The sequence below is a fragment of the Myceligenerans halotolerans genome (assembly GCF_054782975.1).
In genome coordinates this window covers 24,730-39,452 of record NZ_BAAGRL010000026.1, presented here as the reverse complement: position 1 = coordinate 39,452, position 14,723 = coordinate 24,730, and the positions used below count along the sequence as shown (strand labels likewise).

13 protein-coding genes are annotated in these 14,723 nt (G+C 70.7%); 1 reads left to right on the top strand and 12 read right to left on the bottom strand.

Going from position 1 to position 14,723, the window contains the following annotated elements; translation table 11 throughout:
- Nucleotides 1-115: 115 nt before the first annotated feature.
- From ACYVK5_RS17575 to ACYVK5_RS17560, 4 genes are all read right to left on the bottom strand, one after another.
- A complete protein-coding gene (locus tag ACYVK5_RS17575; protein ID WP_460707251.1) occupies nt 116-3,448 on the bottom strand; it encodes a DEAD/DEAH box helicase in 3,333 nt (1,110 codons plus the stop codon).
- 51 nt (nt 3,449-3,499) lie between these two features.
- Nucleotides 3,500-4,840: a histidinol dehydrogenase gene (hisD, locus tag ACYVK5_RS17570; protein WP_460707250.1), complete on the bottom strand. Its 1,341-nt coding sequence runs from the start codon at nt 4,838-4,840 to the stop codon at nt 3,500-3,502.
- A gap of 86 nt (nt 4,841-4,926) precedes the next feature.
- Nucleotides 4,927-5,382, bottom strand: a complete 456-nt coding sequence (locus ACYVK5_RS17565; RefSeq protein WP_460707249.1) for a type II toxin-antitoxin system VapC family toxin — start codon at nt 5,380-5,382, stop codon at nt 4,927-4,929.
- On the bottom strand, nt 5,379-5,594 hold the full coding sequence (locus ACYVK5_RS17560) for a ribbon-helix-helix protein, CopG family (RefSeq protein ID WP_460707248.1): 216 nt from the start codon (nt 5,592-5,594) through the stop codon (nt 5,379-5,381). The genes ACYVK5_RS17565 and ACYVK5_RS17560 overlap by 4 nt, the downstream gene beginning before the upstream one ends.
- Before the next feature lie 100 nt (nt 5,595-5,694).
- Here ACYVK5_RS17560 and ACYVK5_RS17555 point away from each other — a divergent pair, with 100 nt between their 5' ends.
- On the top strand, nt 5,695-5,952 hold the full coding sequence (locus ACYVK5_RS17555) for an RNA-binding S4 domain-containing protein (protein WP_460707247.1): 258 nt from the start codon (nt 5,695-5,697) through the stop codon (nt 5,950-5,952).
- A gap of 33 nt (nt 5,953-5,985) precedes the next feature.
- Here ACYVK5_RS17555 and ACYVK5_RS17550 read toward each other — a convergent pair whose 3' ends face one another.
- The 8 genes from ACYVK5_RS17550 to ACYVK5_RS17515 all read right to left on the bottom strand — a co-directional run bounded on the left by ACYVK5_RS17550 (nt 5,986) and on the right by ACYVK5_RS17515 (nt 14,540).
- On the bottom strand, nt 5,986-6,393 hold the full coding sequence (locus tag ACYVK5_RS17550; protein ID WP_460707246.1) for a pyridoxamine 5'-phosphate oxidase family protein: 408 nt from the start codon (nt 6,391-6,393) through the stop codon (nt 5,986-5,988).
- Complete coding sequence (locus ACYVK5_RS17545) at nt 6,390-7,103, bottom strand: NUDIX domain-containing protein (protein ID WP_460707245.1); 714 nt, start codon at nt 7,101-7,103, stop codon at nt 6,390-6,392. The genes ACYVK5_RS17550 and ACYVK5_RS17545 overlap by 4 nt, the downstream gene beginning before the upstream one ends.
- Nucleotides 7,104-7,138: 35 nt before the next feature.
- The gene (gene dnaE / locus ACYVK5_RS17540) at nt 7,139-10,705 is read right to left on the bottom strand and encodes a DNA polymerase III subunit alpha (protein WP_460707244.1); all 3,567 of its coding nucleotides are present in this window, start codon (nt 10,703-10,705) and stop codon (nt 7,139-7,141) included.
- 100 nt (nt 10,706-10,805) lie between these two features.
- Nucleotides 10,806-11,735 carry an RluA family pseudouridine synthase gene (locus tag ACYVK5_RS17535; protein WP_460707243.1) on the bottom strand — a complete coding sequence of 310 codons (930 nt, stop codon included), beginning with the start codon at nt 11,733-11,735 and terminating at the stop codon, nt 10,806-10,808.
- Nucleotides 11,735-12,376, bottom strand: coding sequence for a signal peptidase II (locus ACYVK5_RS17530; RefSeq protein ID WP_460707242.1), 642 nt, complete (start codon nt 12,374-12,376; stop codon nt 11,735-11,737). The genes ACYVK5_RS17535 and ACYVK5_RS17530 overlap by 1 nt, the downstream gene beginning before the upstream one ends.
- Nucleotides 12,377-12,578: 202 nt before the next feature.
- The gene (locus ACYVK5_RS17525) at nt 12,579-12,938 is read right to left on the bottom strand and encodes a hypothetical protein (RefSeq protein WP_460707241.1); all 360 of its coding nucleotides are present in this window, start codon (nt 12,936-12,938) and stop codon (nt 12,579-12,581) included.
- A 281-nt stretch (nt 12,939-13,219) separates the two neighbouring features.
- Nucleotides 13,220-13,681, bottom strand: a complete 462-nt coding sequence (locus tag ACYVK5_RS17520) for a TraR/DksA family transcriptional regulator (protein ID WP_460707240.1) — start codon at nt 13,679-13,681, stop codon at nt 13,220-13,222.
- A gap of 220 nt (nt 13,682-13,901) precedes the next feature.
- The gene (locus ACYVK5_RS17515) at nt 13,902-14,540 is read right to left on the bottom strand and encodes a DivIVA domain-containing protein (RefSeq protein WP_460707239.1); all 639 of its coding nucleotides are present in this window, start codon (nt 14,538-14,540) and stop codon (nt 13,902-13,904) included.
- Between the last annotated feature and the right edge of the window lie 183 nt (nt 14,541-14,723).

The following is a 14,723-nucleotide window of genomic DNA, read 5'->3' as shown; positions in this document are numbered from 1 at the left end:
TGCTTCCGGAGCCTGCCCGCCGCGCGCGTACCATCACGCTGAGCGGTCACCTGGTTCCGGCCTGCGAGCGCCGCCGTCTCCCCGGAGCCGGAGCCCGGCCGGCCGAACTCCGTCGTCAGCCCTCCTCGAACAGCCCGTGGATGTCATCGGCGCTCAGGCCTCCGGCGAAGGCGCCGCCGTCGTCGTTCATGACGGCGTCGAACAGCTTGGCCTTGCGCTCCTTGAGCGCCATGACCTTCTCCTCGATCGTGCCCGCCGACACCATGCGGAACACCATGACGTTGCGGGTCTGCCCGATGCGGTGGGTCCGGTCCACCGCCTGCGCCTCGGTCGCCGGGTTCCACCACGGGTCCAGGAGGTAGACGTAGTCGGCTTCCGTGAGGTTCAGCCCGACCCCGCCCGCCTTGAGCGAGATGAGGAACACGGGCGCGTCGCCGTCCTTGAACCGCCGGATCACCTCGGCGCGCCGGGTCGTGGACCCGTCGAGGTACTCAGTGGCGACGCCCTCCCCCGCCAGCCGTTCCCGCGCCCGCCCCAGGAACGACGTGAACTGGCTGAACACCAGGGCGCGGTGGCCCTCGGCGGCGACCTCCGTCAGGTGCTCCGCCAGCATGTCCAGCTTCGCCGACGGGATGCCCTCGTAGCCGGGATCCACGAGCGACGCGTCCAGCGCGAGGCGGCGCAGGATCGTCAGGGACCGGAAGATCGCGATCCTGTTGGAGTCGAAGTCGTCCAGCAGCCCCAGCATGCGCGACCGCTCGCGCTGGAGATGACGGTCGTAGACGACGCGGTGCCTGGCGTGCAGGTCCACACCCAGCACCTGTTCCTGACGTTCGGGCAGCTCCGGCGCGACCTGCCCCTTGGTGCGACGCAGCATGAGCGGCCGGATCCGGCGGCGCAGCCGTGCCACCGCCCGATCCGCCTCCTCGGCCAGTTCCGGATCCTTCGCTCCCGCCTCGACCACGCGCACGTAGTCCTCGCGGAACCGTCCGGCCGACCCGTACAGCCCCGGCGCCACGATCGCGAGCATGGCCCACAGCTCCATGAGGTTGTTCTCCATGGGCGTGCCGGTGATCGCCAGCTTGAAGGGAGCGCGCAGCAGTCTCGCCGTCTCGTTGGCCCGGGTCGCGGGGTTCTTCGCGAACTGCGCCTCGTCGAGGATGAGACCGCCCCAGTCGACCTCGCGGAAGCCCTCGTGGGCCAGGCGGAAGATCGCGTAGCTGGTGACGACGACATCGGCGTCACCGGCGACCTCCTGCGCCGTCGTGCGGAGCTTCCCCGGCGTCGACGACAGCGCGACGACGCGCAGGTCCGGCGTGAACCGCTCGGCCTCGGCCACCCAGTTGCCCACCACCGAGGCCGGCGCCACGACGAGGAACGGCTTGTCGCCCGGTTCCCGGCGCGGCCCGCCCCCGAGTCCCTCGCGCGCCCGCGCGAGGAACGCCAGGGTCTGCACCGTCTTGCCGAGGCCCATGTCGTCGGCGAGGATCCCGCCGAGCCCGTGCTCCGCGAGGAAGGTCAGCCACGCGTACCCGTGCCGCTGGTAGGGCCGCAGCTCCGCCTTGAGCCCGGCCGGCAGCGGCACGTCGGCCTCCGGATCAGGCAGGTGGCCGGACCCGGTGGCCAGGGCGAGCAGACCGTCGGCGGAGCGTCGCCACGACTCGCTCTGCTCGACGACGTCGGCCACCTCGGCGAGGTCGCTCCACAGGCTCGCGTTGTACCGGGACAGCCGCAGCTTCCCGGGCCGGTCGCTGAGCCGGACCGCCTCGGCGACCAGCACCCGCAGACGGTCCAGGGACGGGTGGCCGGTCCGCAGCCAGGCGCCGTCGGGCAGGACGACACGGTCGTCGCCGCGGGTCAGCGCTCCCAGCAGCACCGGCAGCGGCACCTCGCGGCCGTCCACGCTCACCGCGACCCCGAGGTCGAACCAGTCCATGTCGCCGGACTCGCCCGCGGAGACCGACACCACCGGCGCGTCGCTCAGCTCGGTGTAGTCGGGGCGGTCGTGCGTCTCGACGCGGACGTCGGCCACCGCCTCGAGCGCGGGCAGCACCTCGGTGCCGAGCTCCAGCACCGCCAGGCCGCCGACCTCGTGCCGGTCCACCAGCCGGAAGCCAGCGAACTTCGTGCTGCGCCGCACCGCCGCCGAGGCCTCGGCGGCGATCCGCGCCTCCGCGTCGATGTCGCGCAGGTCGATCCCGCCGCCGTCGCCGACGGCGTAGCGCCGCGCGAGGGGGCCCGTGCCGTACTCCCAGGACCAGCTGACCGTCGCCCGCTCCGGTCCCGAGAAGACCACCGTGCAGACGAGGACCGGCCCGGACGTCTCCGGGAGCTCGATGTCGTCCGCCGCCCGGACCTTCACGCGGTTGCGCAGTCGCGGGTAGTAGTCGGCGAGGAACTCCGGCACGTCCCGCTCCGGGACGTCCAGCTCCGGCATGGCCAGCGCATGCAGCTGCGCGTCGGTCAGCGGGTCCGCCGTCGGCCCGATCGTGATCAGGCGGCGCGTGGCGCCCAGCGGGGTCACCGCGAACAGGCCGTGCTCGTTCAGGGCGCCGGACGCCGAGTCCCGAGCCGGTTCCTCGCCGTCGAACATGACCGACGTCCCCAGGCGCACCCCCGGCACGCCGTCGGCCCGCCGGACGTCGACCGCCATGCCCGACGACGACGCGATGCGTACCTCGTCGCCGCGCCGGACACCCACCACGGGCACGCCGAGCGTCCCGGCCTCGGCGAGCAGCGGCCACAGCAGGCGGCCGAAGTCACCGAGGTCGCGCCAGGCGCCCGTCCCGTAGCGCATTCCGGCGAGCTCACCCAGTTCGGCGAACCAGCCCTGCACGCGCCGGTCGGTGCGGCCCACCACGTGACCGGGACCGTAGCCGTACCCGTAGCGCAGCGAGTCCCACGTGACGTCGTTGCTCTTGCTCCACGTGCCCTTCCGGGTCCGGCGCACGGGCTTCGCCTGCAGGACCGCGCCCTCCGCACGCTCGCGCACCTGGATGCCGAGGGCCAGTTCCGGCTCGGCGTCCTCGGGACCCGGCACGCGTGGCGTCCTTGCCGGGGCCGACATGACCTGCTGCATCCAGCCGCGCCACGGCGCGCGCGACGCCACCGGCGCGGACGGGGCGCCCGGCGCCGCGTTCTGCTGGACGTCCAGCAGCACCGCGACCACGTGCTTGCAGTACGCGCCGACGGGGCACGAGCACTCGGTCCCGGCCACCGTGTACCGGCCGACGGAGTTCACGGTGAACTGGATGTCGCACTCGTAGGGGCGGCTCGTGCTGCCGTCGACCCTCCCGGTCAGGATCCGCGCCGCGGGATCCCATCTGCGGCGCAGCACCCGCCCGTCGGCCTGGTATCGCCGCCCCCGTTCGAAGGCACCCCCGCCGACGAGATGCTTGATCGCTGCGGTACCGATGTCAGGCGGCGAGGTCGAGGGCGTCGAGGGCACGGCGACCAGTCTCCCACCGGATCCCGGTGCCGCGCCCCGTCATCCACAGGCTCAGGCGAACCGGCCCCGCACCGCCTCGCCGTGCGCCGGGAGGTCCTCGTCGTTCGCGATCGCCGTGATGTGCCCGGCCACCTGCTCCAGCGCGTCCCGTGTGTACTCGATCACCTGGACGGGCTTGAGGAACGAGTGCACGCCGAGCGCGCTCGCGAACCGCGCGGTCCCCCCGGTGGGCAGCACGTGGTTGGACCCCGCCAGGTAGTCGCCCAGCGACACCGGCGACCACGGTCCCACGAAGATCGCGCCCGCGTTGTGCACCCGGCCGGCGAGCTCCGCGGCGCCGGCGGTCTGGATCTCCAGGTGCTCCGCGCCGTAGGCGTCGACGACGGCGAGCCCGGCGTCGACGACGTCGTCCACGAGCACGATCGCCGACTGCGGGCCGTCCAGGGCCTTGGCCACCCGCAGGCCGTGCTTCGTGGCTTCGGCGAGGCGGGCCAGGCGTTCGGTGACGGCGTCGGCGAGCTCGGTCGAGTCCGTGACCAGCACGGAGGCGGCCATCGGGTCGTGCTCGGCCTGGCTGATGAGGTCGAGGGCGACGTGCGTGGCGTCGGCCGTGCCGTCGGCGAGGACTGCGATCTCGGTGGGTCCCGCCTCGGCGTCGATCCCCACGATGCCGCGCACCAGGCGCTTGGCCGTCGCGACGTAGACGTTGCCGGGCCCGGTGACGACGTCGACCGGCTCGCACAGCGTCTCGCCGTCCTGCGGCGCGGTGCCCGCTGCCCCGTAGGCGAACATCGCCACGGCCTGCGCGCCGCCGACGGCGTACACCTCGTCGACGCCGAGCAGTGCGCACGCGGCCAGGATCGTGGGGTGCGGGAGCCCGCCATGGTCCTTCTGCGGCGGCGATGCCAGGGCGATGCCGGGCACGCCGGCGGTCTGTGCCGCGACGACGTTCATCACGACGCTCGACGGGTAGACGGCCAGGCCGCCCGGCACGTAGAGGCCGACGCGCTGCACGGGCACGTACCGCTGCCGCACGACGGCGCCCGGGGCGGTCTCCGTGACCCTCTCGGCCGGGACCTGGGCGGCGTGCACCTCGCGCACGCGGCGGATCGCCTCGTCCAGCCCTGCGCGGACGTCCGGGGCGAGGGTGCCGAGGGCGGTCGTGAGCGCCTCGGGCGGGACGCGCAGGTGCTCGGGGCGGACGCCGTCGAACCGCTCGGCGAGGTCGCGCAGCACGCCCGCGCCGCCGTCGCGCACCTGATGCAGTATCGGCTCGACGGCGCGCACGGCGTCGTCCACGCGCAGCTCGGCGCGGGGCAGGGTGGCGAGCAGGTCGCGGCGTGCGGCCGGGGACGTCAGGTCGCGCCCGGTCAGGTCGATGCGCTGGATCACGGCGCTCAGTCTAGTTTCCGTGCGTGGACGACGGCGGTGGTGGCCGGGTCCTGGACGGGCCGCGACCGCGGCCCGCCGCACCGCTCTCACGTCGCCCGATCGTCCAGCGGGACGATCGTGAGATGGGTGTGACCGCTCAGCGGGGTCACCACGCGGTAGTCGTGATCCGTGGCGACGACGAGGTTCGTCCCGCAGCGCTCCGCGGCAACGACGTTCATGGCGTCGGCCAGGTCGAGCGATCCGGGCTTGCGGCGCTTGCGCTCCATCTTGCCTTCACACTTCTTGATCAGGCCGCGCGCGACTCCGTAGTCTTCCGCGCTCGGGTTCCAGAGGTCGAAGAAGCCATCGGTGACGTTCTCCAGGAAGTCGCGCGCGGCGAGGTGCTCTCCCGCGGCGCTCAGCAGATAGTGCACTTCGCCGATCACGAGCGGAGTGATGACAGCCGTCCGAGCGGACTCCAGCGCGGCAAGGTACTCCTCGTGATGCGGCTCACCGGGATCCATCGCCGCCACGATCCCTCCTGTGTCGGCGATGACGATCACTCGCCGTACCCCTCGAGAAGGTCGTCCACGCGCCTGGCGAGCCCGTGCTGCCGCAGGCGCCCCTTCATCCTCGGACGGGTACGCAGGTGATCGTGGATAAGCTGATCGATCGCATCCCGGACGAGTTCCGACTGGGAACGCCCGGTAACGTCTGCCACTCGGGCGAGACCAGCACGCATCTCATCGTCAAGATAGATGCTCGTCTTGTTCATGCCCTACATCGTAGGGTAGGGATGCCCTACGGGCAACGGCCATGCCTTGCCGTGCACAGCCCGGCCGACGACGGGCGCCGCGGTGCGCGATGATGGAGGCGTGAAGATCCGTGACCCGCAGCCCGGCGCCCTGCCCGAACCCGACCGTGTCCCGATCCGGGACGAGTCGATCCGGCTCGGGCAGTTCCTCAAGCTGGCGAACCTCGCCGAGGACGGCGTGCAGGCTCGTGAGCTCGTCACCGCGGGGGACGTCCTGGTGAACGGCCAGGCGGAGACCCGCCGGGGCCGGCAGCTCACCCGCGGCGACCGCGTGACGGTGCGGGGCCCGGGCGGCGACGAGAGCGCCGTCGTCGGCTGAGGGTCGTGTCCGCCGGGTGCCGTCCCGCGGAGGTCACGCCATGTACGTGCTCGCCATGACCTTGTCCGGGGTCAGCCGCAGCACGATGCGCTCCGGGTTCGGCCCCAAGGTGCGGTACCGCTTCGCGTAGCGTTCCACGGCGGACGCGATCTCCTCCGGGTCCTCGCTCACCTCGATCGGGCCCTCCAGGGTGATCCAGCGGCCGCCGTCGACCTGGCAGACCGCGGCCCGGGGTGCCGTCCCGCCGCCGCGCGGGTACCCGCGCGCGTTCCGCGCCTTGACCGAACCGCGGTTCGCGGTGATGCGCAGGACGCCGGCGGCGGCGTCCCAGGTGAACGCCACGGGCACCACGTGCGGCGTGCCGTCCGCCCGCAGCGTGGTGAGCGTGGCCAGGTGTCGCTCGGTGACGAACACGAGCTGTTCCGGGTTCAGCCGGATCACTCGGCACGCCCCGCCGCGGCGCCGAACCCGAACGTCATGAGGCACGGCACAGCAGGACCACCCGACTCACGGACGCGGACCGCGTCCAGCACGACGGCCTCGTGCGGCACGAGCGAGACGGGCGGCTCCGCGAGCGGCACCCAGGCGAGGTCCGCCGTCTTCTCCGGCTCCAGGATGCGGGGCGTGCCCTCCCAGCGCGTGGTCTCGAAGAAGAAGTCCACGCGCTGCTCGATCGCGGGCCCGCCCGGCTCGCCCCGGTGCAGCACGGTGAGCGGCCGCAGATCCGCCAGGTCCACCGTCACGCCGAGTTCCTCCGCGGCCTCTCGCACGGCAGCCTCGACGACGGACTCGCCCTCCTCGACGTGCCCCGCCGCGGCGCACGCCCAGAAGCCGTCGCGGTACCCGGTGTTCTGCCGCAACTGGAGCAGCACCTCGGCGGAGCCGGGTGCGCCCGGTCCGGGAGGCAGGCCCCTGCGCCCCGTGCCGCCCGTCCAGGGTTCCGGCGGGACCTCGCGCCGCAGCAGGACGTACGCCGCGGGGACCAGGGCGAACCGTTCGTGGTCGCGCTCGTCGTAACGGTCGGCAGGCTCCGTCTCCGCGGCGGGCCGGCCCTCGGCGGCCTCGTCCCCGGCGATCTCGTCTCCGGCGATCTCCGCTCCGGCTGCCTCGTCCCCGGCGATGTCCTCCCCGGTCACCACGTCGTCGGTCATCCCGTCCTCGTCCTCTCGCACTGTCGCCGGATCGCTCATGACAGGCAGTTCTGCCCGAGCAGGGCCTTGAGGTCGCCGAACAGCGCGGGCGTCTTCTCGACACGGAGCGAGTCGGCGGCCCGCACGACGGTCCGCTTTCCCGGCTCGTCCACGGCCACGTGCACCTCGGCCGATCCGGGGTGTTCGGCGAGCACCTCGCGCAGCCGCACCATCACCGGTTCGACCGCCCGCGTGTGCGGCACGGTGACGCCGAGCGGGGAGTCCGCACCCACCGTGATGTCCGGCAGCGCGACCTCCATCGCCTGGAGCGAGACCTGGTCGTCACGCTTGCGCACCTTCCCGCGCAGCACCACCACCTGGTCCTCGGCCAGCACCGTCGAGTAGGCCAGGTACGTCTCCCCGAAGAACATCACCTCGACCGCGCCCTCGAGATCCTCGAGGGTGACCGCGGCCCAGGGGTTGCCGTTCTTGCTCATCTTGCGCTGCACGGAGGTGAGCAGGCCCGCGACCGTGACCACGGAGTTCTCCGGCCGCTCACCGTCGCCGAGCAGGGAGGCCACCGACGTGTCCGACGCCCGGGACAGCACGTGGTCCAGTCCGGACAGCGGGTGGTCGCTGACGTACAGCCCGAGCATCTCCCGCTCGAAGGCGAGCTTCTGCTTCTTCTCCCAGTCGGGCAGCTCGGGCACCTCCACCGCGAAGCTCATCCCGCCGTCGTCGCCCGCGTCACCGCCGCCCATGTCCGCGAACAGGTCGAACTGGCCCTCCGCCTCCTTGCGCTTGACGCTGATCACCGAGTCGACCGCCTGCTCGTGCACCACGAGCAGCGAGCGCCGCGTGTGCCCGAGGGAGTCGAAGGCGCCGGCCTTGACGAGCGATTCGATGGTGCGCTTGTTGCAGACCACGGCCGGCACCTTGTCCAGGAAGTCGGTGAACGAGGTGTAGGCGCCGCGCTCCTCGCGGGCGGCCACGATCGCGTCGACCACGTTCTTGCCGACGTTGCGCACGCCCGTGAGGCCGAAGCGGATGTCGCCCCCGACGGCGGTGAACTTCACGGCGGAGTCGTTGACGTCCGGCGGGAGCACGGTGATGCCCATGCGGCGGCACTCGTTGAGGTAGAGCGCCATCTTGTCCTTGTTGTCCCCCACGGACTGCAGGAGGGCGGCCATGTACTCGGCCGGGTAGTTCGCCTTGAGGTACGCGGTCCAGTACGCGACGAGGCCGTAGCCGGCGGAGTGCGCCTTGTTGAACGCGTAGCCGGCGAACGGGACCAGCGTGTCCCAGACGGCCTTGATCGCCCCGTCGCTGTACCCCTTGTCCTTGGCGCCCTTCTCGAAGTTCACGAACTCCTTGGCCAGCACCTCGGGCTTCTTCTTGCCCATGGCGCGACGCAGCAGGTCGGCCTGTCCGAGGGAATAGCCGGCCATGATCTGGGCGGCGCGCTGCACCTGCTCCTGGTAGACGATCAGGCCGTAGGTCTCGTCGAGGATCTCCGCGAAGGGCTCGACGACCTCCGGGTGGATCGCCTCGATCTTCTGCTGCCCGTTCTTGCGCAGCGCGTAGTTGATGTGCGAGTTCATGCCCATCGGCCCGGGCCGGTACAGGGCGATGACGGCGGAGACGTCCTCGAAGTTGTCGGGCCGCATCTGCCGCAGCAGGGAGCGCATCGCGCCGCCGTCGAGCTGGAACACGCCGAGCGTGTTGCCGCTGGCGAGGAGCTCGTAGGTGCGCTTGTCGCCGAGTCCGACGTTCTCGATGTCGACGGGGTCCTTGCCGTTCATCACGATGTTCTCGAGCGCGTCGTCGAGGATCGTGAGGTTGCGCAGACCCAGGAAGTCCATCTTGATGAGGCCGAGGCCCTCGGACGTCGGGTAGTCGAACTGCGTGATGATCGCGCCGTCCTGCGGGCGCTTCATGATCGGGATGATGTCGATCAGCGGGTCGCTCGACATGATGACACCGGCCGCGTGGACGCCCCACTGCCGCTTCAGGCCCTCGATGCCGCGCGCGAGCTCGACGACGCGCTGGGCCTCAGGGTCGGTGTCGTGCACCTGGCGGAACTCCGACGCCTCCGAGTACCGCTCGTGCTTGGGGTCGAAGATGCCCGACAGCGGGATGTCCTTACCCATCACGGCGGGCGGCATCGCCTTGGTGAGCTTCTCCCCCATGGCGAAGGGGAAGCCGAGCAGCCGGGCCGAGTCCTTGACGGCCTGCTTGGCCTTGATGGTGCCGTAGGTGACGATCATCGCCACGCGGTCGTCGCCGTACTTCTCCGTGACGTACCGGATGGCCTCACCGCGCCGGCGCTCGTCGAAGTCCACGTCGACGTCGGGCATGGACACGCGCTCCGGGTTGAGGAAACGCTCGAAGATCAGGCCGTGCACCAACGGGTCCAGCTCGGTGATTCCCATCAGGTAGGACACCATCGACCCGGCCGCCGATCCGCGCCCCGGTCCCACGCGGATGCCCTGCGCCTTGGACCAGTTGATGAAGTCGGCGACCACGAGGAAGTACCCCGGGAAGCCCATCTGGATGATGACCTCGACCTCGTAGTCCGCCTGCTTGCGCACCGCGTCCGAGTACCCGTCCGGATACCGGCGCAGCAGCCCCGCCTCGACCTCCTTGATGAACCACGAGATCTCGTCCTCCCCCTCGGGCACGGGGAAGCGTGGCATGTAGTTGGCCTGGTCGTTGAACGAGACCTCGCACTGCTCGGCGATGAGCAGCGTGTTGTCGCACGCCTCGGGGAACTCCTTGAAGATCTGCCGCATCTCGGCGGCCGACTTCACGTAGTAGCCCGTGCCGCCGAACCGGAACCGGTTCGGGTCGTCCAGGGTGGACCCGGAGTTGATCGCGAGCAGCGCCTCCTGGCTGGTCGCGTCCTCCTCGCGCACGTAGTGCAGGTCGTTGGTGGCCACCAGCGGCGCGCCGATCGTCTTGCTCAGCTCGATGAGCTGCTTGGTCACGCGGGTCTCGATGTCGAGCCCGTGGTCCATCAGCTCGACGAAGTAGTTCTCCTTGCCGAAGATCTCCTGCAGTTCGCCGGCCTGCCGCACCGCCTCGTCCCACTGGCCCAGTCGCAACCGCACCTGGATCTCGCTCGACGGGCAGCCGGTCGTGGCGATGAGCCCCTCGGAGTACCGCTCCAGCAGTTCCCGGTCCATCCGGGGCCACTTGCCCATCTGGCCCTCGATCGAGGCCAGCGACGAGGCACGGAACAGATTGTGCATGCCGGTGTTGTTCTTGCTCAGCAGCGTCATGTGAGTGTAGGCACCGCGCGCCGACACGTCGTCGGACTCCTGCCCCGCCTCGCCGTACCGCACCCGCGTCTGGTCGAACCGGCTGGTGCCCGGCGTCACGTACGCCTCGACGCCGATGATCGGCTTGATGCCCTTCTTCTGGGCCTGCGCCCAGAACTCGTGCGCGCCGAACAGGTACCCGTGGTCGGTGGTCGCGATGGCCTTCTGGCCCTGCCGCCCGACCTCGTCCATGAGGTCACCGATGCGCGCCGCGCCGTCCAGCATCGAGAACTCCGTGTGGACGTGGAGATGGACGAAGTCCTCGCTCTTCGAGGCCGGGGAAGGGGCAGTCGCGGTGGGCATGGGGCGATCCTATGCGGGGTCACCGACACCGACGAAGGACGACGCGCACGATACCCGCGGTACACCCGCCGCCACGGCCACGACCTGCCAGATCACCGCTTCAGCGGTACTCTCCGCCGACGACGTCCAGGGCCGCCGCGAGGTCCTCCGGGTAGTCCGAGGCGACCTCGAACCACTCCCCTGTGGCGGGATGCTCGAACCCGAGGCGCACCGCGTGCAGCCACTGGCGCGCGATGCCCGCCCTGCCCGCCAGCACCGGGTCGGCGCCGTAGGTGAGATCCCCGACGAGCGGGTGCCGCACCGCGGCGAAGTGCACCCGGATCTGGTGCGTCCGCCCGGTCTCCAGGTGGATCTCGACCAGGGAGGCGGCCGGCAGCATCTCGAGCGTCTCGTAGTGGGTCACCGACGGCTTGCCGGCGGCCGTCACCGCGAACTTCCAGTCCGCGCTCGGGTGCCGCCCGATCGGGGCGTCGATGGTGCCCGACGTCGGGTCCGGGTGGCCCTGCGCGAGCGCGTGGTAGACCTTCTCCACCGCGCGCTCCTTGAACGCCCGCTTCAGCGCCGAGTACGCCGCCTCCGACTTCGCGACCACCATCAGTCCCGACGTCCCGACATCGAGCCGGTGCACGATCCCCTGCCGTTCCGGTGCGCCCGAGGTGGAGATCCGGTAGCCGGCCGCGGCCAGCGCCCCGACGACGGTCGGCCCGTTCCACCCCGGTGACGGATGGGCGGCCACGCCGACGGGCTTGTCGATCACGACGATGTCGTCGTCGTCGTGCACGATGTCCATGCCCTCGACGGGCTCGGCGACGAGCTCGGCCGCCGGCCGCTCGTCGGGCACGTCGACCTCGAGGTTCGCGCCCGCCAGGACCCGGTCCGACTTGCCGACCTCGCGGCCGTCCAGGCGCACCGCGCCCGATGCGGCGAGATCGGCCGCGCGCGTCCGGGAGAGGCCGAGCATCCGCGCGAGGGCGGCGTCGACCCGATCGCCGTCGAGCCCGTCGGGAACGGGCAGCGTCCGCAGCGGCATCAGGCAGGCCCGGCGACGTCGTCCGCGCCGCGGGGCGGTGGCGTACCGTTCTTGTCCGGCGCCTGCGCCGCGTGCCGCGAGTCGTTCTCCCGCCGGCCGTCCACGCCGATCCCCAGCAGGGACAGGACCGCTATCCAGACCGCCGCGACCACGATCGCGATGTCCGCCACGTTGCCCACGAAGAACCCGGCGTAGTCGATGAAGTCGACCACGTGCCCGCGGGCGAAACCGGGGTCCCGCAGCAGGCGGTCCACGAGGTTGCCGACGGCGCCCCCGAGCAGCAGGCCGAGCGACACGGCCCAGCCGCGCGAGCCGATCCTGCGCATCAGCCGCAGGATCGCGATCACCACGCCCACCACGATGATCGTCAGGACCCAGGTCATCCCGGTGGCGATGGACAGTGCGGCGCCCGGGTTGTACACCAGGCGGAACTGGAGGAGCTCGCCGATCACGGGGATCGGATCCCCGCCCTCGACCAGTGCGAACTCGGCCCACCACTTGGTGATCTGGTCCGCGACGAGGACGACGGCCGCGAGCACGACGGTCCAGGTGACCAGTACGCGACTGCCCGACGGCGGGGGCGTGGCCGGGGCATCCGTCTCGCCGCCGGCCGCGGCGGAGGGTTCTGCGGGAGTAGACATCAGGCAAAGTCTCCCATGCAGCGGGCGCTGGACCGGCCACGCCCCGCTCGGCCGGCGGAAGGCCAGGCACGGAAAAAGGTGAGGCTCTTTCCCGGAACTCCGGGAAAGAGCCTCACCAGATGCAGCGACTTCCGCTCACCATGCGATTGCTGGGAGGACGCGCAAAGCGATGTGGGACGTCAGCTGCGGGCCATGCACTCGGTCACGAGGCGGAGTGCGAGTTGCAGGCCACGTACTTGGTCATGTTCCCGCTGCTGAGCACGTTGAGCGGGCCGTCCCAGTGCCACGGCAGGGCGCAGACGTTGTTGAGCACGTTGATCGAGCCGTCGCCACCGAGCTCCGCCGGCTGGCCGTTGCACGCGATGTACTCGGTCAGGTTGCCGGTGTTGCTGACGTTGAGCGGGCCCTCCCAGTACCAGGGCGCGACGCAGACGTTGTTCAGCACGTTGAGGCTGCCGTCGCCCGGACCGTCGGTCGTCACGACCGACGCGTTCGCGCCCGTCGCGGCAGCGCCGATCAGACCGGCCGCCATCACCACGGCCGCCGCTGCGCGACCTGCCACGCGGAATCCTCGCATCATTGTGTCTCCTCGAAATAGCGTCGAATGAATATCGATGAATCACCCGCATGAATGACACGCGTGTGATTCATCGCGATGAGCATCTTCCGAGAAATTCACCTTGTCAATCGGAACGCCATGCGCGGCATCGAGAAGGATTACGACATTCCAGGATGGAAACCCCGGACAATGTGCCTGCAACTCCCACAACCCAGACATCACCACATTGATATTCGACCGAAAATCCGCGCGGCGGAGGCTTTCGCCTCGCCTTCCGCCCGCCCTTAGCGGCGTTCTTCGCGAGCCTTGGCCTCCACCGACAGAGTGGCCCGCGGGAACGCCTGGAGACGCGCCTTGCCGATGGGCATGCCCGTGACCTCGCAGACCCCGTACGTACCCGCCGCGATCCGCTCGATGGCATGCGACGTCTGGTCCAGCAGGTCGCGCATGTTGTTCACGAGCGTCAGCTCCTGCTCGCGCTCGAGCGCGCTGGAGCCGTAGTCCGCCTGGTCGTCCCCCGCGCCGTCGCCCGAGTTGCGCAGGAGGTCGCTCAACTCGGCATCCGCGGCCCGCAACTCACCCTCCAGACGCTCCTTGTCCTCCAGGAGCAGGGCCGCGAGCTCCTCGACCTCGCGCAACGTCCACGGGTCCTCACCATCACGCACCGGGAACTTCTTCACATCTTTGGCAAGTCGAGGAAACGACTGCTTCAGCGCGGTGCGCGTAGTCGTCGAAAGCTTGGTCATGGGATCCCCTTCACGGCCGCCCCGAGTCAAGTCCGAGTAGCGTAGGCACAAGAAGCGGCCCGCACAACGGGACTCGCCGAACTGACGACGAATCTCGCTGCACGGGCCACTGTCGGTGCCGCCGCGCGCCGGTGGCAATGAGGTCGTTCTCCGGGGCCGGCGCTCGGCGCCCTCGCGACCGCGGGCAGGGGGCCGGTGACCCATCCCGCCCGCTCAGGCGTCAGATTCCCTGTGCCATCTCCGCGGGACGACCCTGCGGCTGGTTCGCGCGCCCCTGCGGGAGGGCGGAGCCCCGGGCGTCGAGGTCACCGAGCAGGTTCTGCAGGAAGCTCTTGAGACGAGTGCGGTAGTCGCGCTCGAAGAGACGGAGCTCGTCGATCTTGCGCTCCAGCAGCGAACGCTCCTGCTCGAGCTGCGACAGGGTCCGGTGGCTCGTCTCCTCGGCATCGCGCACGATCCGGGCACCCTCGGCCTTCGCCTCGCTGATCAGCCGGTCACCCTCCTCCTGGCCGGAGCGCACGTAGTCGTCGTGCAGCTTCTGGGCCAGCTGGAGCATGCCCGTGGCGTTCTCCGGCTCGGGCGCGCCCTGCGGGCCGCCCATCGGCGCGGCGACGGGAGCCGGCGCCGGCACGGGCGCGGCCTGGCGCTGCACGGCACCGTCGCCCCGGGAGAGCTCCGCAATACGCCGCTCGGCAGCTGCCAGCTTGGAGTGCAGCCCCTCGTTCTCCTCCTGGACGGACGTGAGGGTCCGCACGACCTCGTCGAGGAAGTCGTCAACTTCCTCGACGTCGTACCCTTCACGGAACTTTGTTGCAGAGAACTTCTTGTTCAGGATGTCCTCAGCTGTCAACAGTGCCATGCATGTCACCTCAATGCCTTGAAGCCGGAATTGCTCGGTGGACACCTGCGCTCACCGGTGATGGTGGCGGCCGGCGCGCCCGCCGGGTTCCCACGTTAGCGGATTGTTACCGAGCTGGACACCAGGACCGTACCCGGTCACGAATTCATCACATGCCCGGAGGGCATCTCATGACGTAGGTCA